Source organism: Kitasatospora sp. NPDC057936, assembly GCF_042887525.1.
Taxonomy (GTDB): Bacteria; Actinomycetota; Actinomycetes; order Streptomycetales; family Streptomycetaceae; genus Kitasatospora.
Genome location: NZ_JBHVPD010000030.1, coordinates 64,138 through 88,862 on the forward strand (window position 1 = coordinate 64,138; position 24,725 = coordinate 88,862).

Genomic DNA, 24,725 nt, shown 5'->3' on the forward strand with positions numbered 1-24,725 from the left:
GACCCTATTGTGACTTTGTGCCGCTTCGAAACAAAATCCGTGCCTCTGCCCCCACCGACCGGAACTCCCACCAGTCTCGCAGCACACCCCCGCGAACGGACAGCCCCTGGAGTCCGGCGCGCCTCGCACTGACCGCGTTCTTCGCCGTCGACGGCTTCCTCTTCGCCACCTGGGTGGTCCGGATCCCGGACGTCCGCAGCCAGGTCAACGCCTCGCACAGCGCCCTCGGACTCGCCCTGCTCTGCCTGTCGATCGGCGCCGTCCTCACCATGCCGGTGGTCGGCCGGCTCTGCCTGCGGTACGGCTCGCGGCCGGTCACCGTCGGCTCGCTCGCCCTGCTCAGCCTCGCCGTGCCGCTGCCCGCACACGCGCACTCGGTGGCCGCGCTCGGCGGTGTCCTGCTGCTGTTCGGCGCGGGATACGGCGGCGCGAACGTCGCCATGAACAGCGCCGCCGTCGACCTGGTCGCACAGCTCCGGCGGCCCGTCATGCCCAGCTTCCACGCCGGGTACAGCCTCGGCGGCCTGGTCGGCGCGGGCGTCGGCGGACTCCTCGCCGGCACCCTCAGCGCCTCCTGGACGCTCGCCCTCGGCGGGCTGCTCGGCCTCGTGATCACGGCGGCGGCGGGCGTCGTCCTGCTGCGCAGCCCGGACGCGCCGCAGGTCGCGGGCGGGAGCAGCGCGGACGAGACCGGTGGCGCCGGCCCGCGCGCCGGGCTGATCGTCGTCCTGCTCGGCCTCACCGCCCTGTGCACCGCGTACGGGGAGGGCGCGATCGCCGACTGGACGACGCTCCACCTCACCGACGACGTGCACGCGAGCGCCGGAACGGCCGCCGCGGGCTACGCGGCGTACGCGTTCGCGATGACCAGCGGGCGGGTCGGCGGCACCTGGCTGTCCATCAGGCTCGGGCAGACCCGGCTGATGCTCCTGGGCGGCCTGACCGCGGCGGCCGGCATGCTGGTCGCGGCGCTCGCGCCGTCGGTGCCGCTCGCCATCGGCGGGTTCGTCCTGGTCGGCCTGGGCCTGGCCAACCTGTTCCCGCTCGCCATCGCCCGGGCGGGTTCGGCCGGCGGGCCGCAGGGCGTCGCGCTCGCGTCGACGCTCGGGTACGGCGGGATGCTGATCGGGCCGGTGGTCATCGGCTTCCTCGCCGACGCGGCCGGCCTCCCGCTCGCACTCACCACCGTGGCGGTCGCGGCGGCGGCAGGGGCGCTCCTGCCGCTGACGGTGCGGCGGCGCTGACGGCGGACGGCGGACGGCGGACAGATAACAGCTGACAGATTTCAACATCTGTTTTCTGTTATCTGTTTTCTGTCATCTGTCCGCCGTCGCCCGTCCGCCGTTACCCGCCCCCACCCGCAGTGGCATGATGCCGCCCATGACGACCACCGGGCGGATCCAGACACTCCGGGCGAGCGAGCGCCCGGCCACGGCATGGCTCAACGGGGGCGGGGTGACCCGGGAGGTCGCCGGTTTCCCCGCCGGGGCCGCGCTGGACGGCTTCGAGTGGCGGGTCAGCCTGGCGGACGTCGCCACCGCCGGTCCGTTCTCCCCGTTCCCCGGCATCGACCGGGTGATCACCCTGGTCGAGGGCCCCGGCATGGTGCTCACGGTCGACGGAGCCGAGCACCGGATCGACGCGCCCTACCGGCCCTTCGCCTTCCCCGGCGACGCCAGCACGGACTGCCGCCTGCTCGCCGGCCCGGTGGTCGACTTCAACGTGATGACCCGTCGCGGAAGGGTCACCGCCGAGGTCGCCCTCGTGACCGCGCCCGCATCCGCCGACGTGCCGCCGGGCGGCTCCGTCCTCGTGGTCTGCCTCGCCGGCTCCACCACCATCGACGCCTCGACCGATGCCTCAGTCGACACCGCGACCGGCACAGCCACCGCGACCGCCACCGCCACCGCCACCGCCACCGATGACGCCACCGACGACGCCACCGACCTCGCCCGGTACGACGCCGCCCTGCTCCGGCACCCCGGCCCGCTCCGGCTCCGGCCCGACGGCGTCACCGCCGTCATCACCTTCCGCCCCGCCGCCTGACGGCGCCGGACGTCAGGCGCCCGGCCCCACCCTCAGGCCGACTCACCCGGCAGGCGCAGGTCCCACCCCACCAGGGCGCGCAGCTGTTCCGCCGTCACACCGTCCGGCACCGGCTGCGGCGGCTCGTGGCGCAGCGGCGGCTGCCAGCCGTCCTCGGGCGTCCAGCGCCGCACGACCTTGGCCGGCGCGCCCGCGACGACGCTGTGGTCGGGCACCTCGCCGCGCACCACCGCGCCCGCGGCCACGACCACGTTCCGGCCGATCCGGGCGCCCGGCAGGATCACCGCGCCGGTGCCGATCCAGCTGCCCGAGCCGATCTCGACGGGTTCGTTGCGCGGCCACTGCTTGCCGATCGGCAAGTCGGTGGCGCGGTACTCGTGCGCCTGGTCGGAGATGTAGACGCCGGGCCCGGTCCACACGTCGTCGCCGAGGACGATCGACTGGTGCCCGACGATGTGGCTGTCGCGGCCTATCACGCAGCCGCCGCCGATCCGCACGATCGGATCGGGCCCGAGGTCGAGGCCGGGCAGGAAGCCGGCGCTGATGGTGACCCGTTCGCCGATGATCGAGAACGGTCCGATCGTGATCCACTGCTCGTTGAACACCGCCCCGAGCGGGAACGCGAGCGTCGTCCCGTCCCCCAACTCGCCGAAGCGGTAGGGGCCCGGGTTCTGGTTGCTGACCGCGCCGGTCCGCTGCACCCAGCGCCAGCCCCGGTGCACGAGGCGTCCGGCTGCACGCCGGCCGCCGGCCCGGACGGCGGAGACGAGGGAACGGGTTTTCGGCATGCGCTCACGTTACCGGCCCGTAGGGTCCGTCCGGCCACCGGGCGGCCAACATCACACCCGGCCCACACGCCACCCCCGCACCCCGGCCCACACCCGCCGCACGCACGCCCCGCACCCACACCCACACCCGCACTCGCACTCGCACTCGCCACCGCACGCACGCCCCACACCCGCGCCGACCCTCAACCCCCGCAGCCCGCAGACACATCCGCCCCCCGATAACCCAGACCCGATGTCCGCCCGCCGTGGAACACTCCGGACCATGGACATCTCCGAGCACATCGACGCCCTGCGCCTCGAAGGCGCCCTGCTGGCCGACGCCGCCGCCCGCGCCGGCCTCACCGCCCCCGTCCCGACCTGCCCGGACTGGCAGGTCGCCGACCTCCTGCGGCACGTCGGCACGGTCCACCGCTGGGCCGCCGCCCACCCCGCCCGGGGCCTGCGGGAACCGCTCGACCTGGACGGCGGGAGCGAGCCGGTCGGCCCGGTGCCGTCCGACGCTGCGCTGCTCGACTGGTACCGCGAGGGCCACGCCGCGCTGGTGGACACGCTGGTGGCCGCGCCCGCCGACGTCGACTGCTGGTTCTTCCTCCCCGCGCCCAGCCCACTGGCGTTCTGGGCCCGCCGCCAGGCGCACGAGACGGCCATCCACCGCCTCGACGCCGACGCGGCGGCCGGCACCGAGGGCCCGCGGGCGGACACCGCGCTCGCCCTGGACGGCGTCGACGAGCTGCTGCGCGGGTTCCTCGTCCGCCCGCGCTCGAAGCTGCGCAGCGAGGAGCCCCGCACCGTCCTGGTCCGGGCCACCGACGGCCCCGGCGCCTGGCGGGTGACGATCAGCCAGGAGCCGGTGGTGACCGCCACCGCGGACGCGCCGAACGGCCCGGGCGAACCGGGAGCCCCGGCCGAGCCCGCGGACCTGACCATCGCCGGCCCGGCCCACGAGCTCTACCCGCTGCTCTGGAACCGTCTCCCGGCCGACCACGCCGGAGCCACCACGTACACCGGGGACGAGGACCTGCTGCGCCTGTGGCGCGAGACGGCCGGCATCGGCTGAGAACCGGTCCGGCCGCACAAAAGAACCGGATAACGGGAGATCGGGAGAACGGGGGGGGACGGCCCGCCGCGTCAGCGCACCCAGCGCGCGGGCCGCTTCTCCAGGAACGCCCGCATCCCCTCCTGCGCCTCCGCCGAGCCGAACAGCCGCGCCGACAGCTCCACCAGCTCGTCCGCGTCACGCTCGAAGGAGCGCACGACCTCGGCGTTCGCCAGCCGCTTGGACTCCGCGAGCCCCTGCGGCGAGCCCTGGCGCAGCGCGTCCAGCAGCTCCTTCAGCGCGGTGCCGGTGTCCTCGGCGGACGCCGTGGCGCGGGTGATCAGCCCGATCCGCGCGGCCTCGGCGGCGTCGAAGACCTCGCCGGTGAGGTAGTAGCGGGAGGCGGCGCGCGGGTCGAGCTTGGGGCGCAGCGGCAGGGAGATGACGGCGGGCGCGAGGCCGAGCCGGACCTCGGTGAACGCGAAGGTGGCGGCCGGTCCGGCGACGGCGAGGTCGGCCGCGCCGACCAGGCCGAGGCCGCCGGCCCGCACGTGCCCGTCGATCACGGCGATCACCGGCTTCGCGCAGTCCACGATCGCCCGCTGGAGCTCGACCAGGCCGCGCGGGCCGACCGTCGGGTCGGCGCCGGTGGCCTCGGACAGGTCCGCGCCCGCGCAGAACACCTTGCCGGTGTGCCCGAGCACCACCGCCCGGACGTCCGGGTCGGCCGCGGCGAGCGCCAGGCCGGCGTGCAGCTCGGCCATCAGGCGGGTGGAGAGCGCGTTGCGGTTGTGCGGCGAGTCGAGGGTCAAGGTGGTGACGGCGTCGGCGGTGGTGACGTGGACGAACGGCGCTTCGCTGGTCATCGGCGGGGCCTGCTTTCCGGCTGAGGGTGGGTCGGACCGCGGGCGCCGTCCGGGGGTGCCCGGACGGCGCCCGCACGACTCTGGCACGCCCACCGGCCCCTCGGCCAGAGCCACCGGGGACGCAATGGGCGGAAAACCGGTGGTGGGCGCCACACCGCCGGCGGCACCATCGACGCCATGAGCACCATGAACGCCCCCGCACCCACGCCGCCCCGAGCCACGCCCGGGACCGGGGCCGCCGGCGCCGTCCTGCTCCTCGCTCCCCGGATCAACGAGACCGGCCTCCAGCTGCGCACCGCCGCCGGCCGCCGCGGCCTGCGCGCGTTCACGGCGACGTCCTGGCAGGCGCCGGAGGAACTGCTCGGTTCGACGCCGCCCGTGCACGTGTACGGCGGGCCGCTGTTCGGCGACGCCGTCGGACGGGCGCTCGGGCTCGCGCTCCTGGAGCCGTCCGCCACCTGGCTCGGCGACCTGCCGCGCGAGCTGACCGGGCGCCGGGTGTCCTGCACGACGCTGGCCGAGGCGCGGGAGCTGCGCGGTCCCGCGTTCGTCAAGCCGCCGGCCGACAAGGTGTTCGCCGCCCGCGTCTACGAGGACGGTGCCGCGCTGCCCGGGCCCGAGGTGCTGGACGGTGACACGCCGGTGCAGGTGAGCGAGGTGGTGCGGTTCCGGCGCGAGTACCGGCTGTTCGTCCTGGACGGCACCGTCCGGGCCGCCTCCCGGTACGCGGTGGACGGGGAGCTGAGCGTCGCGCCGCTCGGCGCGGACGCGGGCGAGGTCCTCGCGTTCGCCGCCGACGTCCTCGCCGCCGGCGGGCCCGGTCTGCCCAGCGCCGCCGTGGTGGACGTCGGCCCGACGGACGGAGGTTGGGCCGTGGTCGAGGCCAACGCGGCCTGGGCCAGCGGTGGTTACGCCGCCGACCCGGACGGCGTCCTGGACGTCGTGCTGCGCGCCGCCGGACCGCTCGCGCAACTCCCCGCCGCCGACCGCCCGTTCCTGCGCGACCTGCCCGAGATCGTGCGCTGATCCCTGGCGGGTCGCGCGTCCCGCAGCCGCCCCGCCCGCCCGTACGTCACGCTCCTCCGAGGAAAGGCGAAAGGCGGGTGCGGCAGCGTCCCGCCATGCGCCACGATGGCCCGCATGACCACCAACCAGCACCTCACCCACATCACCGAGCCGCCCGGCGTCGCCCCCGGCACCGGCTACACCCAGGTCGTCACCGGCACCGGCCGCCTGGTCCAGGTCTCCGGCCAGGTGGCCTTCGACGAGCACCGCAACCTCGTCGGCGTGGGCGACCCGAAGGCGCAGGCGCGCCAGGTGTTCGAGAACCTGCGCCGCTGCCTGGCCGCGGCCGGCGCCGGCTTCGACGACGTCGTGAAGTTCACCATCTTCGTCACCGACATCGCCTACCTGCCCGCCATCCGCGAGGCCCGCGACGAGCACGTGAACACCGCCAACCCGCCGGCCAGCTCCGCGGTGCAGGTCGCGGCGCTGTTCCTGCCCGAGGTGCTGATCGAGATCGAGGCGTTCGCCCTCGTCCAGGAGTAGGCCGCCACCAAGCCCCCGACACACCCCTGGGTTCCCGCCCACCAAGCCCCCGACACACCCCTGGTTCCCGCCGCCCGCGCCCACCGGACGGCGGGAACCTTGGCGAGGTCCGCCCCCACTCGCCCGCCCCCACCCGCGGCGCCGTCCACCAAGCAACTCCCCAGTGGTTCAGACCTGTTGACGCATTGGTCCAGTCCTCCTACAGTGCCCATGCCCCGCCCCCCACGGCGCGGGCACCGATCGCACACGGATCACCAGCACCGGTTCTACTCCACCCTGTCCAACCCCCACAGACACAGGGAGAACCATGTCCGCTCGATCCCGGGCGGGGCGCCCACGCGTGCGCAGCAGGCTGCTCGCGCTGCTCTCCGCCCTGCTCCTCCCCCTGGCCGCGCTCACCGCGCTGGCCACCCCGGCCCAGGCCACGGGCAGGCTGACCGCCGTCTTCACCACCGCCGACAACGGCTCGTGGTGGCAGGGCACATACGTCGTCCACAACGACAACGCGGCCGCCGTCACCGGCTGGACGCTGGAGTTCGACCTCCCGGCCGGTGTCACCATCGGCAACACCTACAACGGCACGGCCACCGTGAACGGCCGGCACGTCACGGCCACCAACGCGTTCTACAACGCGACCGTCCCCGCGCACGGCACCACCGAGCCGTACAGCTTCTGGTTCGTGGGCAGCGGCCCTGTCGCCACGCCCCTCAACTGTCGTGTCAACGGCGACAAGTGCGACGGCAGCGCCGATGTCCCGCCGTCCGCGCCCGGTACGCCGTCGGTCACCGAGTCGACGGCGCACACGCTCACGCTCGGCTGGCCGGCCGCGACCGCCGGGGACCTCCCGGTCGCCTCGTACGACGTGCTGAACGGCGCCACCGTCGTCGGCTCCGGCACCGCCACCAGTGCCGTGGCCACGGGCCTCACCCCGGCCACCACGTACACGCTCACCGTCCGCGCCAAGGACACCCGCGGCAACACGAGCGGGCCGAGCGCGCCCGTCACCGCCGCCACCTTCGACCCGTCGACCGACCCGAATCCGCCCACGACACCTGCCAACCTCCGCGCCACCGCGGTGAGTTCGTCCGACGTCACGCTCGCCTGGAACGCCTCGACCGACAGCGTCCGCGTCGCCGCGTACGACGTCTACCAGGGGGGCACCCTCGCGGTGACGGTCGGCGGGAGCACGCTCACGGCCACCGTCGGCGGCCTCTCCCCGTCCACCGCCTACACGTTCACCGTCAAGGCCCGCAATCCGGGCGACGTCTCCTCGCCCGCGTCCGCACCGCTCGCCGTCACCACCTCAGACCTGGTCGGTGCCGGGAAGTACGCCCGCGTCGGCTACTTCGTCCAGTGGGGCATCTACGGCCGCCAGTACTTCGTCAAGAACCTCGACACCTCCGGCAGCGCAGCCAAGCTCGACGTCGTCAACTACGCCTTCGAGAACATCGATCCGACCAACCTGACCTGCCTGGCCGGCGTCACCAAGGGCACCACGTCCAACCCCCAGGACCCCGGCCAGGGGACGGGCGCGGGCGACGCCGACGCCGACTACGCCCGCCCGATGAGCGCCGACCAGTCGGTGGACGGCGTCGCCGACGACGGCTGGGGCAAACTCCGCGGCAACTTCAACCAGTTGAAGAAGCTCAAGGCCAAGTACCCGAACCTGAAGGTGGTCGTCTCGCTCGGCGGCTGGACGTACTCCACGTTCTTCTCGGACGTCGCCGCGAGCGACGCCTCCCGGCAGAAGTTCGTCCGGTCCTGCATCGACGTGTGGATCAAGGGCAACCTGCCCGCCTACAACGGCGCGGGCGGCCCCGGCACGGCGGCCGGGATCTTCGACGGCATCGACCTCGACTGGGAGTGGCCCGGCTCCGGCGACGGCCACGCGGGCAACCACTGGAGCGCCGACGACAAGACGAACCTGACCCTGCTGCTGGCCGAGTTCCGCAAGCAGCTCGACGCGCTGGGCGGCCCGCACCGGCTGCTCACCGCCTTCACCCCGGCCGACCCCGCGAAGATCGGCGCGGGCTGGGACCTCACGAAGATCTTCGACTCCCTCGACATCGCCAACGTCCAGGGCTACGACTTCCACGGCTCCGGCAGCGACAACTCGTGGGAGCCCAACCGCACCGGCCACCAGGCCAACCTCAACGCCGACCCCAAGGACCCGTACCCGTTCCACTTCAGCGTGGACGCGGCGGTCCAGGCCTACCTCGGGGCCGGCGTCAACCCGCGCAAGCTCACCATCGGCTTCCCGTTCTACGGCCGCGGCTGGCAGGGCGTGGCCGACGGCGGCGCGTCCGGCGCCTGGCAGTCCGCGAACGGGGCGGCGCCGGGCCAGTTCGCGGAGGAGGCCGGCACCCGCGGGTACGGCAACCTCATCACCAGCGTCCCGGACCTGACCGTCCACCACGACCCGCAGGCCGTCGCGACCTACGGCTACACGGGCGCCGGCGGCCAGTGGTGGACGTTCGACGACGCCTGGTCGATCGCCGGGAAGACGGCCTATCTCAAGTCCAAGAACCTCCTGGGCGGCATGATCTGGGAGATGTCCGGCGACACCCCGACCGGCACCCTGATGTCCGCGATCGACACCGGCCTCCAGTAGCCGGGCCGGCACCTGCCGGGGCCGCGAGGGAACCGCCTCGCCAGGCCCCGGCACTTCCATGTCCGGGACAAATCAAATGAGTTGAGTCACCATCAGATGACGCACGTCTCACGACACCCGAGAGACAAGACGGGCGCGGCACGCTACGCTGAGACGGCGTCACCCCTCCCCACCCTGACCGGGCCCGGCACAGGGTCGGGCTCGCGGCCCCGGGTTTCCCGGAGCCGAACCTCCCGGGGAGGGACCATGGGAAAGCGCTCGTCGCCGCCCGGCGACCTGCGTGGCAAGGCCCGCACGGCGGGGATGCACCTGCGTCGGGCGTACGAGGCCACGGGAACGTGGCTGCAGTCGCCCGCCGGAAGGTTCACGGTCCGGATCGCGGTCGATCTCCTGAAGCTGTACGTGCGCGCCAAGGGGATCGACACCGAACTGCCGTCCGGCACCGACCCCCTCGAGCGGTGAGATGACCACGGCCCCGCCCTGCAGATTGGACCCTCGGGGCGGGTTCGTGTTGCTCAACCAGCCACGATACGCGGTCCGCCATCGGCGCACCACGCCCAGCGCATTGTCGCTCGACCATCACGAGACAATGCGAGACGGCGAGACACCGCGAGACACCGCGAGACAGGACGGCGAACGGATCGGGGGAACGGCGGGCCATGGCCGAGGAAACGCAGGACGTCACACGGCGCGGCCGCCCGTGGGGCCCGATCCGGGGCGAGTCGCCCGAAGTCAGGGCGCTGGCAATGGAGCTGCGGTCATGGGTCGACAAGGCCGGCCTCTCGATCAGCGAACTCGCGCAGCGCCTGCCGCACGGCCGGGCGACGATCGCCCGCCGGCTCGCTGGTACCAATCTGGCGAGTGACTGGGACTTCGTCGTCGACCTCCTCAGGGCGACGACCGTGCCCGAGTCCGAGCTCCGCGCACGCCGGCGCGCAGGCGCGCGACAGCTCTGGGAGCGGGCTGCGCACAGCGCTACCCTCACCCGCCTCCCGGCCGAACAGGATCCGCCCATCGCCATCGCGACGCGCCTTCCTGCCGAGCAGGATCCGCCCTCCGAGGGCCAGTTCAGCAGTGGTGGCGGCGTTGTCATCTCCGGCACGGTCCACGGCGGCATCAACATCACGGCGCCCGAACCGGGCGAGGCCCTCGCGACCGTCCAACAGCAGCTGATCGCGGCCCAGGAACGCGTGATCGCCCTGATGGACGAGCTCATCGCCGCGCAGCAGCGGAACCGCGAACTCACCGACCAACTGAGCCGGTCCCATGCCGTGCTCGAGTCCTTTCTCCGCTCCGTGAACGAGCAAGGAGAGGAGGAACCGTCCGCCGAGCGGCTGCGCGCCGGTATCGCCCGGACGCTCGACGCGCTCCCCTCCCCACGGGAACAGAGCTGAGGGCCGGCGCTCCCCTCCGAGGAACGCCGGCCCTCCCGCCCTACAGGAGCAACGCCCTGCGGGACTACCGCGAGGCCAGCGCCGACAGCCTGCGCGCCGCGCGGTACTGGCGCAGCACCTGGGCGAAGGTCGTGTGCCCCTGGGTCGTGCGGGCGAAGGCGCGCCAGGCGGCCGGCACCAGGCAGACCGCGGCGTGGAACAGGTACGGCCGGCGCTCGAAGGCCGCCAGCAGCTGCTTGCCCGCCCGCATCTCCACCCCCAGGCCCGCCTTGATGGCGAACGCGTAGTTGAGCGCCTCGCGCCGCACCCCGGCCGCGTCGCCCGCCTCGGCGACCTTCACCGCCCACTCGCCGGCCAGCCGGCCCGAGCGCAGCGCGTACGAGATGCCCTCGCGGGTCCACGGCTCCAGCAGGCCGGCCGCGTCCCCGGCGACCAGCACCCGGCCGCGCGAGAGCGGCGAGTCCTCGGCCCGGCAGCGGGTCAGGTGGCCGGACTCGACGCTCGGCGTGAAGCCGGACAGGCCCAGCCGTCGGACGTAGTCGGCGAGGTACTGCTTCGTCCCCTCCCCGTCGCCGCGCGCCGAGATGACGCCGACGGTCAGGCTGCTCGACTCGGTCTTCGGGAAGACCCAGCCGTAACTGCCGGGCAGCGGGCCCCAGTCGAGGTGGATCCGGCCCGCCCAGTCGGCGGCGACCTGCGGCGGCACCGGGATCTCCGCCTCCAGGCCCAGGTCGATCTGGTCGAAGGTGACGCCCACGTGCCGGCCGATCCGGCTGGCGCTGCCGTCCGCGCCGACCACCGCGCGCGCCTCGAACCGGCGCCCGTCGGCGGCCGTCACCAGCGCCGTGCGGTGGTCCCCGCCGCGCTGTTCGACGCCGGTGACGGTCACACCGGTGACCAGCACGGCGCCCGCCTGCTTGGCCGCCTGCACCAGGCGCAGGTCGAACTCGTCGCGGTTGACCAGGCCGAACAGCATCCGCTTCGAACGCTGCGTCCGGGTGTACTGCCCCCGGTAGGCGAAGGTGACGGCGTGCACGCGGTCCTGGAGCGGCAGCCGGAAGTCCGGCGGCAGGCTGTCCCGGGAGGGGCCGATGATCCCGCCGCCGCAGGTCTTGTAGCGGGGGTGCTCGGCCTTGTCGAGCAGCAGCACCCGGCGGCCCTGGACGGCGGCGGCGTGCGCGGCCGAGGCCCCGGCCGGTCCGGCGCCGACCACCACGACGTCCCAGACGCCGTCGACCACGTCGAGCGCGTCGGCTGCGTCACGCGAGTCGACCACGTCGGCTGCGTCACCCGAGTCGAGCGTGTCGGGCCCCGGATCCGACGGACCGTCGGAAGGCCGGACGAGTCTCTCGGGCGCCTCGGACGCTTCCGACGCCTCGGACGCCGTCGGCAGTTCGGACGCCTCGGCGTCGAGCGGGCTGCGGGAATCGGAGCTTCCGGAGTCAGTCACGTCGAGCAATCCTATGCGTCCGCACCGGTCCCTGCCGAGCCGCACCACACCACGGCGACCACCCCGCACCACACCGGCGCACCACACCGCCGCACCCGCACCGCACCCTCACCCGCCCACCCCCGCCCGCCGCTCCGCCTATGATCGGCGGTACCCCAACCGCCCGTACCCGCCCGGACCATCCCTCGGGCGGCCCCGTCCCCGGAGCAGCCTCGATGTCACAGCCCCTGGCCGACGCCGTCCGGTCCCTGATGGACCGCGCCCGCACCGACCTCGCCGAGCTGGTCGCCTTCCCGTCGGTCGCCGACCCGCGCCAGTTCCCGGTCGAGGAGTGCGAGAAGGCCGCGCGCTGGACCGCCGAGGCGTTCGCCGCCGAGGGCCTGACCAACGTGCAGCTGATCGACACCCCGGACGGCACCCAGTCCGTCTACGCCGAGCTCCCCGGCCCCGAGGGCGCGCCGACGGTCCTGCTGTACTCGCACTACGACGTCCAGCCGCCGCTCGACGAGGACGCCTGGCTGAGCCCCGCCTTCGAACTGACCGAGCGTGACGGCCGCTGGTACGGCCGCGGCGCGGCCGACTGCAAGGGCAACATCCTGATGCACCTGACCGCCCTGCGCGCCCTGCGCCAGGTGTACGGGGACGCGTACCCGGTCGGCCTGAAGATCATCGTCGAGGGCTCGGAGGAGCAGGGCACCGGCGGCCTCCAGCAGTACGCCGAGGCGCACCCGGAGCTCCTCACCGCCGACGTCATCGTCATCGGCGACACCGGCAACTTCGCCCCCGGCCTGCCCACCGTCACCGCGTCGCTGCGCGGCATGACGGTCGTCGAGGTCTCCCTCACCACCCTCGCCGGCAACCTGCACTCCGGCGCCTTCGGCGGCGCCGCCCCGGACGCGCTGCAGTCCCTCGTGAAGGTGCTCGCCTCGCTGCACGACGAGAACGGCGACGTCGCCGTCGCCGGGCTGACCACCGGCCAGACCTGGGAGGGCGTCCAGTACCCGGAGGAGCAGTTCCGCGCCGACGCCAAGGTGCTGGACGGCGTCGCCCTCACCGGCACCGGCTCCGTCGCCGACCGGCTCTGGGCCCGCCCGTCCGTCACCGTCCTCGGCATCGACGCCCCGCCGGTGATCGGCGCGACCTCGTCCGTGCAGGCCGCCGCCAAGGCGCTCGTGAGCCTGCGGGTGCCGCCGGGCACCGACTCGGCCGCCGCCCAGGACCTGCTGGTCGCCCACCTGGAGGCGCACGTGCCGCTCGGCGCGCACCTGACGGTCGAGCGCCAGGGCAACGGCGCGGCGTTCAGCGCCGACACCACCGGCCCGGCCTACGAGGCGATGGGCAAGGCCATGGCCGAGGCCTTCGGCACCCCGATGGTCGTCTCCGGCGAGGGCGGTTCGATCCCGCTCTGCGACACGCTGCGCACGCTGTACCCGCAGGCCGAGATCGTGCTGATCGGCGTGGAGGAGCCGACCACCCAGATCCACGCGGTCAACGAGAGCGTGGACCCGAAGGAGCTGGAGCTGATGGCCCTCAGCGAGGCCCTGTTCCTGCGTCACTACGCCGAGCTGCGCTCCGCCTGACGGACGTTGTGCCCGCCCCCGCGGCGGGCACGCGCCGCCCCGAGGACCCACCGGCCGACCCACCGGACGACCCATCGGACGATGCGCCGCCCGGTGCCCCCGGTGCCCCCGGTGCCCCCGGGGACGCACCGGGCACCGCGCCCGCCGCCCGGCCGGCGGCTGCTCCCAGTCGCCGGCCCCTGGCCGCCACCACGGCCGCGACGGCCGCCGCGTAACCGGCCGCACCCACCGCGAGCCCGGCCCCGGCGCCGAAGCAGAACTCCGGGATCAGGCCGCGGCGCAACGGGCTGATCCGGTGCGCCACCCCGGCCGCCGTCGCCAGGCCCAGCGCCACGACGGCGGCCCTCCGGCCCGTCGGCGAGAGCGCGACGGCGGGCCGCACCGGCTCGACGGTCCGCGCCGCGCGCACCGCCCAGCCGCCCACGGCCGCGAGCGCGAGGGCCGAACTCCCGTACTGCAGAGCCGAGTAGAGCGGCACACCGGCCACCTCCCGGTCGAGCACCGGCAGCAGCCGCACCCCCAACCGCCCCTCGTGGGTGAAGGCGTCCCACCCCACGTGCGTGGCCGCGCCGACCGCCGCCGACACCGCGAACCACCCCGCTCGTGCCGCCGCCTCCGGGCCGCCACGGCGCGCCACCGCCATCACGCCACCGCGCGGAACCGTCAGCGCCTCCGCCGCTCCCGCCCACCGCTCGGGCAGCAGCGCCACCAGCGGCCCCCGCAGCAGCCCGTGCCAGCCCGCCACCAGCGCGCCCGCGACCGCCACGTCCAGCGTCGGCACCGCCCACCACCGGTGCGTCAACCCGCCGTGCCCGTACACCCCGGGCAGCAGGGACTCGGCGAAGAACGGCACGTCGGGCGCCATCGACCCGGCGACCAGCGCCGACGCCACGAGCGGCCCGCGCTCCCCGGCGGCGCGCAGCAGGGGCAGGACGGCGGCGGGGTGGCTGAACGTGAACGGCATGCGCCCATCCTGCCCGCTCCCGCCCCGGCCCGCCGACCGCCCACGCCCTACCGTTTGGAGGCGCTCCGCCGTTCCGGGGCACTCCGCCGCCCCGCGCCCCACTGCTCCTCCACCCCTCGCCCCTCGCCCCTCGCCCCGCGCACCGCCTACGCCGCGTCCGCCGCCCTGGCCAGCCCCGCCGCGACCCGCCGCCCCGCCTCCAGGTACCGCAGCTCCCCGCTGCGCCGGGCGTCCAGCGTCGCGGCCAGCCGCCGGTACCGGCTCGGCGGCAGCAGGTCGGCGGCCTCGTCCAGCGTGACGAAGCGGCAGTTCCGCAGTTCCTCCCGCTGGAGCAGGAGCCCCTGCCGGGCGGTGGCGTCCAGCAGCCCGCCGTCGTACATGAGCCGCAGGCCGCCGCGGCGGGGCCCGGTGCGCGGCTCCCAGTCGACGGCGAGCAGCCGCAGGGCGGCCGGGTCGAGCCGCAGGCCGAGTTCCTCGGCGGTCTCGCGCAGGGCGGCGTCGGTGGGGGCCTCGCCGCGTTCGACGACGCCGCCCGGGAAGTCCCAGTCGGGCTTGTAGACCGGATCGACGAGGAGCACGCGGTCCTGCTCGTCGAAGAACAGGACGGCGGAGGCGACGGTGTCCTCGGTCGGGTCGGGCGTCTGGACGATCGGGCAGCGGGCGGCGCCGTCGCGGACGAGGTCGGCGATCCGTTCGGCGGTCTCGCGCGGCGTGAGCCCGCCGGTGTCGAGCGCGCGGGCGTCGCGCAGCAGCCAGCGCCGGGCGGCGCGGTAGCGCGGCAGGTGCTCCAGGCCCCACCGGCGGACCCGGTCGCTGGCCTCGGGGTCGCCCGGGCACGCGTCGCGCTGCTCGATGCGCTCGCGCAGGATCGTTTCTTCGGGATCCAGGACGACGTGGTGCACCGCGATGCCGTGCGAGGCCAGGTCGCCGAAGATCTCGTCCCGGTAGTCCTCTCTGAGCAGGGTCATCGGGACCACCAGGGGGCCCGGCACCTCGCCGAGCAGCGCGGCCGCCACCTCGGGGACGAGCCGGCGCCAGGCCGGCAGGTCCTGGAAGTCCGACACCGCCGACAGCCGGTCGGCCGGGAGCATCCCCCGCAGCCCGGCCCCCACCAGCTCGGGGTCGAACAGCGTGCTCCCGGGAAGCAGTTCCACCAACTCGCGGCAGGCGCTGGTCTTGCCCGCCCCGAACGTGCCATTGACCCAGACGATCACAACGTCCCCTGCCCCTCGACTTCCCCCGATGCCGTTCGCACCGGGCGGCGCCCCCCGTCGTCGAACCAGCGCCACCCGTGGTGGTACCCCCGCCGCGCGGCTCCCCATACCTTCCCGCGCCCTCCACTGCGCCGCCCCGGCCTGCCCTGTGACAGCGGCATGTGCCCAGGCCAGGAGCCCCGGCGGCGGACAGCGCCGACCGTTCGCGCAGGCCTCCGTGCGCGCTTCGCACGCCTACGGCCCGCCCCCGCCGCGCCCCATCAAGCCGGCTCGCGCGCCGATACAACGGCGCTCACACAACGGCACACGCCCCACGCGCACCACCCCCGCGCACGACCGTACGCCCTCCACGTCCCCGCCCTCGCACCGGATCCCCCGACACCCGCCGCCGACCCGCACCGCCACCGAGCCGAGCCGAGCCGTCACCGTGGTCGACACCACCGGCGCCCGCGGGGCCCTCCCCCGCCCGACGGACCTCTGACCCGTCACCTCCCGAGGTCAATGTCCTTACACGGAAAGGGCGTTCGGGCCCGAACAGGTCCGAACGCCCTCCGCTCACACGGCTACGGACGCCCCATGTAGGCCGGGTAGTAGCCGCTGCTGATGCCCGAGATCCGGATGTTGGTCCCCGGCCGGGCCGCCTCGACGTACTGGTTGTTGCCCAGGTAGATCGCCACGTGCTGGATGCCCCGCCTCGTGCCGTCGGGCGACCAGAACAGCAGGTCGCCGCGGCGCAGCTGGCCCGCGTTGATCGGCGTGGTCGCCTCGTACTGGTCGTTGGCCACCCGCGGCAGGTCGATGCCGCCGCGCCGGAACGCCTGCTGCACCAGGCCGGAGCAGTCGTAGCCGTCCGGCCCGTTGCCCGCGATCTCGAAGGGCTTGCCGAGCTGCGCGAGCGCGAACTGGATCGCCGTCTCGACGTTCCGGTCCGCCGCGGGCGGCGCCGCGCTGGAGGAGGACGACGAGGACGAGCCCCCTCCCCCCGTGCGGTTGAGGTAGATGTCGTAGTGGGTGGTCCAGCGCCACTCGCCCTTGCTGTTCTTGAACCAGTACCGCGACCCGTCCCAGCCCTGCTTGATCCCCCCGTTGGACTTCGCGCCGGAAGTCGAGGACGACGTCTTGGCCGTCGAGCCGCCCCCGGTGCGCGCCTTGTAGACGCTGTAGTGCGTCGTCCAGCGCCACTCGCCCTTGCTGTTCTTGAACCAGTACCGCGACCCGTCCCAGCCGGCGTGGGCCGGCGCCGACTCGGCGGACGCGGGGGTCACGCCGGTGCCGAGGCCGATCACACCCGCGCCGGCGACGATCACGGCCACCATGCCTATCCCGCGGCGCACCCGCCCGGCCCGGGAGGAACGGGCCGCGGCCCTGCGGTCGGCGGTGGGGGTGGTGGCGTGCTGCCGGGTCGGCTCGTCGGAGGCATCCGGTGCGCCGGTGTTGACCGTGGTCATCCTGCTGACTTCCTTCACTGCTGCGGAAACGCGGAGTGGTCCGAGCCGTCGAACCGACCCCAAAGGGGACGGACCGGACGATTCGGTCCTGTCGCGTGTCACGTTAGGCACGCGTCCGCACCCGGCGCGCAGTGGAGTGAGCCAAAGGAAGGGTCACGAAGGGTGAGCACCGAACGGGGCATCAGGGTGAGCCCCCGTCACCGGAGCGGTTCCCGACGCCCCCTCATCACCGCTCGCCGGACTCCGCCAGCAGCTGCTTCTTGAGCACCTTTCCCATGGCGTTCCTTGGGAGTTCGGGCACCAGGACGACCCGCCGCGGGCGCTTGTGCACGGACAGCCGCTCGGCCACGAACGCCGTCAGCTGGTCCCCCGTCACCGGACCGTCCGCGATGACGTACGCGACGACGGCCTGCCCGAGGTCCTCGTCCGGCGCGCCGACCACCGCCGCGTCGGCGACGGCCGGGTGGTCGCGCAGCGCGGCCTCCACCTCGCCGGCGCCGATCCGGTAGCCGCCGCTCTTGATCAGGTCCACCGAGGCGCGGCCGACGATCCGGTGGAAGCCGTCCGGGCCGATCACCGCGACGTCGCCGGTGCGGAACCAGCCGTCCGCGGTCCACGCCTCGGCGTCGGCGTCCTGCCGGTTGAGGTAGCCGGAGAAGAGGGTCGGCCCGGCGACCTGCAGCTCGCCGACGGTCTCCCCGTCGGACGGCACGGGCGCGCCGTCCTCGCCGACCAGCCGGGTGCGGACGCCGTCCAGCGGCAGGCCGACGCTGCCGGGCCGGCGCTCGCCGTCGGCCCGGGTGCTGACGGTGATCAGCGACTCCGTCATCCCGTAGCGCTCGATGGGCGCGTGGCCGGTCAGCTCCGCGAGCCTCTCGAACACCGGGACGGGCAGCGGCGCGCTGCCCGAGACCAGCAGCCGGGCGCCGGCGAGGGCGGACGCGGCCTCCGGGTCCGCCGCCAGCCGGGACCAGACGGTCGGCACGCCGAAGTACAGGCTGCCACCGGCGGCCGCGTACCCGGCGGGAGTGGGCCGGCCGGTGTGGACGAGGCGGCTGCCGGTGCGCAGGGCGCCGAGCACGCCGAGCACCAGGCCGTGGACGTGGAAGAGCGGCAGACCGTGGACGAGCGTGTCCCCGGCGGTCCACTGCCAGGCGGCGGCGAGCGCGTCCAGGTCGGCGGCGACGGCCTCGCGGCGGATCACCGCGCCCTTCGGCGCGCCCGTGGTACCGGAGGTGTAGAGGACGAACCCGGCGGCATCCCCGGCCGGCTCGGCGTAGGTCGTCGCGGAACGCGCCGCCGGATCGACCGGCAGCGCCTCGACGCCGCCCGCCGCGCCCGCCGCCGCGGCGCCCACCGCGATGTCCTCGACCGCGCTGTCCCCGATGGCGTGCGCCAGCAGCGCGGCCCCCGAGTCGCGCAGGATGTGCTCGCGCTCCTTCGGCCCGGAGTCGGGCGGCAGCGGCACCACGGGCACGCCCGCCAACAGGCCGCCGACCACGGCGGTGACGGTCTCGACGCTCGGCCGCGCCAGCACCGCGAGCGCGGGGGCACCGGCGACCCGGTCGGCCACGGCGGTCGCCGCGCCCAGCAGGTCCTCCCGCGAGAACGCGCGCCCGTCGATCCGCAGCGCGTCGGCGGAGTCCCCGAAGCCGCCCTGAAGTGCCGTCAGCAGTGCCATGCGTCCGTCCTCGCCTCTCCACAGGTGTCGCGCCGACTCTACGGGCCCGCTGCGAACACCCGGGAACAGCGGCCTGGGACCAGCAGGACGGGACCAGCAGGACGGGACCAGCGGCCCGGGAACGCCGGAGGGCGTGGCACCGAGCACCCGGCACCACGCCCTCCGTCCCCGCGGGGCGGATCAGCCCTTGCGGGCCTTCACCTCGGCGGTGAGCTGCGGCAGGACGGCGAACAGGTCGCCGACGACGCCGTAGTCGACCAGCTCGAAGATCGGGGCCTCGGGGTCCTTGTTGACGGCCACGATGGTCTTCGAGGTCTGCATGCCGGCCCGGTGCTGGATCGCGCCGGAGATGCCCGCCGCGATGTACAGCTGCGGCGAGACCTGCTTGCCGGTCTGGCCGACCTGGTTGGTGTGCGGGTACCAGCCGGCGTCGACGGCGGCGCGGGAGGCGCCGACGGCCGCGCCGAGCGAGTCGGCGAGCTCCTCGACGACGCCGAAGCCCTCGGCGGCACCGACGCCGCGGCCGCCGGAGACCACGATGGCGGCCTCGGTCAGCTCCGGGCGGCCGGTGGACACGCGCGGGGTGCGCGAGACGACCTTGGCGGCGTTGCCGGTGAACTCCACCGACACGTTCTCGACGGCACCGGCGGCCGGGGCGGCCTCCGGGGCGACGGCGTTCGGCTTGACGGTGATGACCGGCGCGCCCTTGGTGACCGTGGACTTCACCTGGAAGGACGCGGCGAACACCGACTGGGTGGCGACCGGAGCGCCGTCGCCGGCCTCCAGGTCGACGGCGTCGGTGATGATGCCGGAGCCGATCCGCAGGGCGACGCGGGCGGCGATCTCCTTGCCCTCGCCGGAGGACGTGACCAGCACCGCGGCGGGCGACACGGTCTTGGCGATCTGGGCCAGGGCGTCCACCTTGGGGACGACCAGCTGGTCGGCGAACTCGGCGCCGTCGGCGACGTACACCTTCGCGGCGCCGAACTCGGCGGCCTTGGCGGCGATGTCGGCCGCGGCACCACCGGCACCGAGGACGACCGCCGACGGCTCGCCGATGCGGCGGGCCAGGGTCAGCAGCTCCAGGGCCGGCTTGCGGACCACACCGTCGGCGTGGTCCACCAGAACCAGGATCTCAGCCATGATTCGTTGCTCCTGATCGATCGTTGGATGCGCGAGCGGGTGGGATTAGATGAACTTCTGGTCCGCGAGGAACGCGGCGAGCTGCTTGCCGCCCTCGCCCTCGTCCTTGACGACCGTGCCCGCGGTGCGCGCCGGACGCGCCACCACCGAGTCGACCGCCGTCCACGCGCCCGCCAGACCGACCTCGCCCGCCTCGATGCCCAGGTCGTCCAGGTCCAGCGACTGCACCGGCTTCTTCTTCGCCGCCATGATGCCCTTGAACGACGGGTACCGGGCCTCGCCCGACTGGTCCGTCACCGACACGACCGCCGGCAGCGACGCCTCGACCAGCTCCGTCGCCGCGTCACCGTCACGACGGCCCCGCACCACGCCGCCCTCGACCGACACCTCCGACAGCAGCGTCACCTGCGGCACACCCAGACGCTCCGCCAGCAGCGCCGGCAGCACACCCATCGAACCGTCCGTCGACGCCATGCCACCGATCACCAGGTCGAACCCGGTCTTCTCCAGCGCCTTCGCCAGGACGGCCGACGTCCCGATCACGTCCGAACCGTGGATGTCGTCGTCGTTCACGTGCACGGCCTTGTCCGCCCCCATCGACAGCGCCTTGCGCAGCGCGTCCTTCGCGTCGTCCGGCCCCACCGTCAGCACGGTCACCTCGGCGCCCTCGTTCGCCTCCGCGATCCGCAGCGCCTGCTCCACGCCGTACTCGTCCAGCTCCGACAGGAGGCCGTCCACGCCCTCCCGGTCGGTGGTGTGGTCGTCCGCGAAACGACGGTCACCCGTCGCGTCCGGCACGTGCTTCACACAGACGACGATCCTCAAGCTCACGGCCTGTCTCCTGTACTGGTCTCGTCCGGCGGCTGCGGCTGTGCAAGCCGGTGCGAACATGGTTCGCACCTGCTCCGGGCAGCGGATTTCCCGTGCCGGTCCGGAACTTCCTGGCAGCATACTCGCCGGTAGCCCAGTGGTCACTACTGGCCAGTAGCTTACGCCGGGAGGGCTGCACCACCGCCTGCGCCCATCCTGCCCCAGCCCGCCCCCGACACCACCCGACGGGGCGGCACATCCGCGGCGGGATTCCCGGCGCCGACGACGAACCGACGACGGCGAACAGATGACAGGTGACAGATAACAGATTTCGTCATCTGTTATCTGTCACCTGTCATCTGTTCGCCGTCACGTGCTCAGACCGCCCGCCCGAGCGCCGCGATCACGTCCGCCTTGCGCGGCATCCCGGCCGCCCGTCGCACCACGTGCCCACCGGCGTCCAGGACGAGCACGGTCGGCGTCCGCAGGATCTCCAGCCGGCGCACCAGCTCCAGCCGTTCCTCCGCGTCCACCTCGACGTGCGCGACGCCGTCGACCATGCCGGCCACCTCCGCGAGCACCCGCCGGGTCGCCCGGCAGGGCTGGCAGAACGCCGTCGAGAACTGGACGAGCGTTGCCCGCTCCCCCAGCGCCCCGCCCAGCTCCGCCTCCGACAGCCGGACCGTCCCGTTCTCGGTGGACACCTTCGACCTCCCGTCGCACCTTCACCAGCAGCAGCTCGCGCCCCACCACCGCCACCGGCAACCCGGTGACGCACAGCCAAAGGACCCGCCCGCCCCCAGTCTGCGGCAGTCTCATGCTCATCCCAAAAGCGGATTGTCATAGACAGGTCGCCCGCCGACGCTCGGCCCGCGTAGCATCGGCGAGTGGATTCCGACCGCCCTTCGCAGCCGCCGATACCGACCTCCCGCCGCCACGTCGCCCTGGGCCGGGCCACTGCCTCCCGCTGTCACCGTCGCTGACGCGCCGCCCGCACGCGCCCCCCGCCGCCGCCCGTCGCGACCCTCCCGGAGCCCCTGTGCAGATAGACCCCCGCGGCCCCCGCTTCTCCGCCGCGCTCAGCGCGATCGTCCTCGCCGCCGTGCTGATCACCGGCAGCGGCTCGCTCCTCGCCCTCCAGGCCGCCGTCTTCGCACTCCCCGCGTTCGGCGGCCTGCGTCTCTCCCCCTACGGTTGGCTCTACCGCACCTTCGTCCGCCCCCACCTGGCGCCGCCCACCGCGACCGAGGACGAGCGCCCGCCGCGCTTCGCCCAGGGCGTGGGCCTGGTCTTCGCCGCCGTCGGCAGCCTCGGCTTCCTCAGCGCCGTCCCCTGGCTCGGCCTGCTCACCACCGCGTTCGCCCTGGCCGCGACCTTCCTCAACGCCGCGTTCGGCTACTGCCTCGGCTGCGAGATGTACCTGCTGATCCGCCGTGCCCAGGGCCGCCCCGACGTCATGGCCTGACCCGGCCGGGAAAGTTCCCACCTTGATTCATCACCGATATCACACGGCGAATATCCGCTTGACGGCACGCCTCAGGTGACAGCAGGCACTCGTTCGGGGGATCATCTCCGTGTATCACCCGTGACCGCCGCGGCGTGCCGTGCTCCGGTCGGCCCCCGCGCAACGGCGCGGGTCCCCGCCGTACCGGGCCCCGGCCCGTGGAAGTCAGGACTGACCGTGGCAGAGTTCGTCTACCCGCCGGTGATCGGCGCCGCACTCACCGCCTTCCGCGCGCTCGACGTGCGCATCAAGATCGTGGGTGCCGAGCACATCCCCGCCAAGGGCGGAGCCGTGCTGGTCAGCAACCACATCAGCTACCTCGACTTCCTCTTCGCCGGCCTCGGCGCCTACCGCGGCGGCAAGCGCAAGACCCGCTTCATGGCCAAGGACGACGTCTTCAAGCACGGCGTCTCCGGCCCGCTGATGCGCGGCATGAAGCACATCCCGGTCGACCGGACCGACGGCCAGCCCGCGTACGAGGCCGCGGTGCGCGCCCTCAAGGCCGGCGAGGTCGTCGGGGTGTTCCCCGAGGCGACCATCAGCCGCTCGTTCATGCTGAAGAAGTTCAAGACCGGCGCCGCCCGCATGGCCGCCGACTCCGGCACCCCGCTGCTGCCCGTCGTCCTGTGGGGCACCCAGCAGCTCTGGACCAAGGGCCGCCCGAAGACCCTGACCAAGCGGCACGTCCCCGTCACCATCATGATCGGCGAGCCGATCCACCTCACCGCCGGCGACAAGCCGGTCATGGTCACCCGGAGACTGCGCGCCGCGATGAGCGAGATGCTCGACCGCGCCCAGCGCGAGTACCCCGGCAAGCCCTCCGGCCCGGACGACACCTGGTGGCTGCCGGCCCAGCTAGGCGGCACCGCGCCCACCCTGGAGGTCGCCGAGGCCGAGGACGAGGCGGACGCCCTCGCCAAGGCCGAGCGCCGCGCCGCCAAGGGCTGAGCTCGCCGACCGGTCCCCGGTCCTTCACCACCCGGGTCCGTCGCTCCCCCTGCCTGCCGCCCCCACTCCGCCATTACTCCGTGTGGCCGAGCGAACGCGCTCCGACGCGTGTCGCCCGGCCGCCGACACCTCCCGTCTGACACAGTGACAGACCCGTTCGGGGGCCTTCGTCCTGAATCGGCGACGGAGCGAGAGTCGGAGCGGCCGCGAGGCCGGAGACGGAGATGACGCGGATGACCGGCACAGGGCAGTCAGCCACGACCAGGGCCCGCACCCGCGCAAGCGCCGGTGCGGGCCTTCTGCTGCTGGGCACCCTGCTCGCCGGCTGCGGAGCCGAGCCCGGCGAGATCCCGCTCTCCGAGATCCGGCCCGAGAGCCCCACCGCCACGCCCGAGCCGACGACCGCCTCCCCCACCCCCGGCGTCATCGGCGCCGCGGCCGGTGCCACCGGCGCCGCCGCGGTGGCGGCGCACAACGGCCTGATCGCCGGCCGGGCGTTCGTCGACCCCGGCCGCACCACCAGCGCCATCGTCACCGTCGGCCCCGACGGGAGCGGCGAACACCAGGTCACCCAGCCGCCCGCCCGCGCCCGCGACGACCGTCCCGACTGGTCCCCCGACGGCAGCACCATCACCTTCGACCGCACCGACCCGCAGACGGGCACCGCCCGGCTCTGGACGGTCGCCGCGAGCGGCGACGGCGAGCACCAGATCGGCCAGCTCTGCGAGAACGGCACCGCCGACTGCAGCAACGAGGACGAACGCGCCCCCGCCTACTCCCCCGACGGCACGCAGCTCGCGTTCAGCCGCTCCTGGGGCGCCGTCAACCCGGCCGGCAACAACACCACCCAGATCCAGTACTCCGACCTCTACCTGATGGCCCCGGACGGCACCAACGTCCAGCGCCTCACCTTCCTCACCAACGACAAGCCGTACTCCGGCGAGGTCGGGAACCCCAGCTGGTCCCCCGACGGCAAGCGCCTCGCCTTCGAGTACCGCACCGGCGCGAGCGGACAGCCCGCCAACTCCCGGGCCGTGTACGTCGTCAACACCGACGGGACGGGCCTGCGTCAGCTCACCCCCTGGGAGCTCCGCGCCGGCGACCGCGCGAGCTGGTCCCCGGACGGCAGCCAGATCCTCTTCACCACCTACCCGGCCGGCCCCGAGAACGCGCCCGGCGGCGGCATCTACACCGTCCACCCCGACGGGAGCGCCATCGCCGCCCTCACTCCCGCCCCTTCCGACGCCTACTACGGCGCCGCCTCCTACGCACCCGACGGCCGGTCGATCGTCTTCGCCCAGGCCCCCGCAGGCGCGACCGCCGACCTCTACAGCATGCAGCCGGACGGTACCGGGGTCGCCCGGCTCACCAACAGCGCCGGCAAGTGGCTCAGCCGGCCGAAGTGGGGCACGGCCGCGCCGTCCGCGCCCGCGGCGCCCACCCAGGCGCCGGCCCAGGCACAGGCGCCGGCCCAAGCTCAGGCCCCAACCCAGGCGCCGGCACAAGCCCAACCGTCGGCGAACGCCCAGGTGAACCCGCAGGCCCCGGACGGCCAGGACAGCGAGGACGACAACTGAGCCTCTCCGGAAAATCACCGGAAACGCAAAAAGACCCACTCCCGATCGGGAGTGGGTCTTTTTGGAATGATTGTTCGGCGGCGTCCTACTCTCCCACAGGGTCCCCCCTGCAGTACC

The 24,725-nt window shown here is 74.0% G+C and carries 22 protein-coding genes; 12 read left to right on the top strand and 10 right to left on the bottom strand.

Translation table 11 applies throughout. The features are described from left to right. The first annotated feature begins 17 nt into the window (after window positions 1-17). Entirely contained in the window at window positions 18-1,244 is a 1,227-nt protein-coding gene (locus ACFVU9_RS17995) for an MFS transporter (RefSeq protein ID WP_387594271.1), read from the top strand. A 136-nt stretch (window positions 1,245-1,380) separates the two neighbouring features. Next, window positions 1,381-2,046 (top strand): HutD family protein, encoded by a 666-nt coding sequence (locus ACFVU9_RS18000; RefSeq protein ID WP_387594273.1) that lies wholly within the window; start codon window positions 1,381-1,383, stop codon window positions 2,044-2,046. 32 nt (window positions 2,047-2,078) lie between these two features. Here the strand turns inward: ACFVU9_RS18000 and ACFVU9_RS18005 are convergent, their stop codons facing one another. Then, on the bottom strand, window positions 2,079-2,834 hold the full coding sequence (locus ACFVU9_RS18005; RefSeq protein ID WP_380445632.1) for an acyltransferase: 756 nt from the start codon (window positions 2,832-2,834) through the stop codon (window positions 2,079-2,081). A 262-nt stretch (window positions 2,835-3,096) separates the two neighbouring features. On the opposite strand from ACFVU9_RS18005, the gene ACFVU9_RS18010 reads away from it, so the two are divergent. Beyond that, complete coding sequence (locus tag ACFVU9_RS18010; protein ID WP_387594275.1) at window positions 3,097-3,891, top strand: maleylpyruvate isomerase family mycothiol-dependent enzyme; 795 nt, start codon at window positions 3,097-3,099, stop codon at window positions 3,889-3,891. Window positions 3,892-3,962: 71 nt separating this feature from the next. On the opposite strand, the gene ACFVU9_RS18015 is transcribed toward ACFVU9_RS18010, so the two are convergent. Continuing rightward, window positions 3,963-4,736: an enoyl-CoA hydratase family protein gene (locus ACFVU9_RS18015; protein ID WP_380445634.1), complete on the bottom strand. Its 774-nt coding sequence runs from the start codon at window positions 4,734-4,736 to the stop codon at window positions 3,963-3,965. A 177-nt stretch (window positions 4,737-4,913) separates the two neighbouring features. On the opposite strand from ACFVU9_RS18015, the gene ACFVU9_RS18020 reads away from it, so the two are divergent. The 5 genes from ACFVU9_RS18020 (at window position 4,914) to ACFVU9_RS18040 (ending at window position 10,289) form a co-directional block, all read left to right on the top strand. Then, window positions 4,914-5,762, top strand: coding sequence for an ATP-grasp domain-containing protein (locus ACFVU9_RS18020; protein ID WP_387594277.1), 849 nt, complete (start codon window positions 4,914-4,916; stop codon window positions 5,760-5,762). Between the two features lie 114 nt (window positions 5,763-5,876). Continuing rightward, window positions 5,877-6,284: a RidA family protein gene (locus tag ACFVU9_RS18025; protein WP_380445636.1), complete on the top strand. Its 408-nt coding sequence runs from the start codon at window positions 5,877-5,879 to the stop codon at window positions 6,282-6,284. Between the two features lie 307 nt (window positions 6,285-6,591). Continuing rightward, a complete protein-coding gene (locus ACFVU9_RS18030) occupies window positions 6,592-8,895 on the top strand; it encodes a glycosyl hydrolase family 18 protein (RefSeq protein ID WP_387594279.1) in 2,304 nt (767 codons plus the stop codon). Between the two features lie 246 nt (window positions 8,896-9,141). After that, window positions 9,142-9,357, top strand: a complete 216-nt coding sequence (locus tag ACFVU9_RS18035; RefSeq protein WP_387594281.1) for a hypothetical protein — start codon at window positions 9,142-9,144, stop codon at window positions 9,355-9,357. Window positions 9,358-9,554: 197 nt separating this feature from the next. Next, entirely contained in the window at window positions 9,555-10,289 is a 735-nt protein-coding gene (locus ACFVU9_RS18040) for a hypothetical protein (RefSeq protein WP_380445640.1), read from the top strand. Window positions 10,290-10,353: 64 nt separating this feature from the next. Here the strand turns inward: ACFVU9_RS18040 and ACFVU9_RS18045 are convergent, their stop codons facing one another. Next, window positions 10,354-11,565, bottom strand: coding sequence for a geranylgeranyl reductase family protein (locus ACFVU9_RS18045; protein WP_387594302.1), 1,212 nt, complete (start codon window positions 11,563-11,565; stop codon window positions 10,354-10,356). 389 nt (window positions 11,566-11,954) lie between these two features. On the opposite strand from ACFVU9_RS18045, the gene ACFVU9_RS18050 reads away from it, so the two are divergent. Continuing rightward, entirely contained in the window at window positions 11,955-13,319 is a 1,365-nt protein-coding gene (locus tag ACFVU9_RS18050; RefSeq protein WP_387594283.1) for a dipeptidase, read from the top strand. Here the strand turns inward: ACFVU9_RS18050 and ACFVU9_RS18055 are convergent. From ACFVU9_RS18055 to ACFVU9_RS18085, 7 genes are all read right to left on the bottom strand, one after another. Further along, window positions 13,270-14,283, bottom strand: a complete 1,014-nt coding sequence (locus tag ACFVU9_RS18055; protein WP_387594285.1) for a DUF4184 family protein — start codon at window positions 14,281-14,283, stop codon at window positions 13,270-13,272. The genes ACFVU9_RS18050 and ACFVU9_RS18055 overlap by 50 nt on opposite strands. Before the next feature lie 146 nt (window positions 14,284-14,429). Next, window positions 14,430-15,497, bottom strand: coding sequence for an NUDIX domain-containing protein (locus ACFVU9_RS18060; RefSeq protein ID WP_380445643.1), 1,068 nt, complete (start codon window positions 15,495-15,497; stop codon window positions 14,430-14,432). Window positions 15,498-16,060: 563 nt separating this feature from the next. Further along, a complete protein-coding gene (locus tag ACFVU9_RS18065; RefSeq protein ID WP_387594287.1) occupies window positions 16,061-16,945 on the bottom strand; it encodes a C40 family peptidase in 885 nt (294 codons plus the stop codon). A gap of 226 nt (window positions 16,946-17,171) precedes the next feature. Further along, window positions 17,172-18,626 carry an acyl-CoA synthetase gene (locus ACFVU9_RS18070; protein ID WP_387594289.1) on the bottom strand — a complete coding sequence of 485 codons (1,455 nt, stop codon included), beginning with the start codon at window positions 18,624-18,626 and terminating at the stop codon, window positions 17,172-17,174. Between the two features lie 180 nt (window positions 18,627-18,806). After that, window positions 18,807-19,769 carry an electron transfer flavoprotein subunit alpha/FixB family protein gene (locus ACFVU9_RS18075; RefSeq protein ID WP_380498554.1) on the bottom strand — a complete coding sequence of 321 codons (963 nt, stop codon included), beginning with the start codon at window positions 19,767-19,769 and terminating at the stop codon, window positions 18,807-18,809. Between the two features lie 45 nt (window positions 19,770-19,814). Continuing rightward, a complete protein-coding gene (locus tag ACFVU9_RS18080; protein WP_387594291.1) occupies window positions 19,815-20,600 on the bottom strand; it encodes an electron transfer flavoprotein subunit beta/FixA family protein in 786 nt (261 codons plus the stop codon). A gap of 356 nt (window positions 20,601-20,956) precedes the next feature. After that, window positions 20,957-21,283, bottom strand: a complete 327-nt coding sequence (locus tag ACFVU9_RS18085) for a thioredoxin family protein (RefSeq protein WP_387594293.1) — start codon at window positions 21,281-21,283, stop codon at window positions 20,957-20,959. 335 nt (window positions 21,284-21,618) lie between these two features. Between ACFVU9_RS18085 and ACFVU9_RS18090 the strand changes: the two genes are divergently transcribed. From ACFVU9_RS18090 to ACFVU9_RS18100, 3 genes are all read left to right on the top strand, one after another. Next, the gene (locus tag ACFVU9_RS18090) at window positions 21,619-22,044 is read left to right on the top strand and encodes a DUF4395 domain-containing protein (protein ID WP_387594295.1); all 426 of its coding nucleotides are present in this window, start codon (window positions 21,619-21,621) and stop codon (window positions 22,042-22,044) included. Window positions 22,045-22,260: 216 nt separating this feature from the next. Next, window positions 22,261-23,031 carry a lysophospholipid acyltransferase family protein gene (locus tag ACFVU9_RS18095; protein WP_387594296.1) on the top strand — a complete coding sequence of 257 codons (771 nt, stop codon included), beginning with the start codon at window positions 22,261-22,263 and terminating at the stop codon, window positions 23,029-23,031. A gap of 233 nt (window positions 23,032-23,264) precedes the next feature. Then, complete coding sequence (locus ACFVU9_RS18100; RefSeq protein WP_387594297.1) at window positions 23,265-24,608, top strand: TolB family protein; 1,344 nt, start codon at window positions 23,265-23,267, stop codon at window positions 24,606-24,608. Window positions 24,609-24,725: the final 117 nt, after the last annotated feature.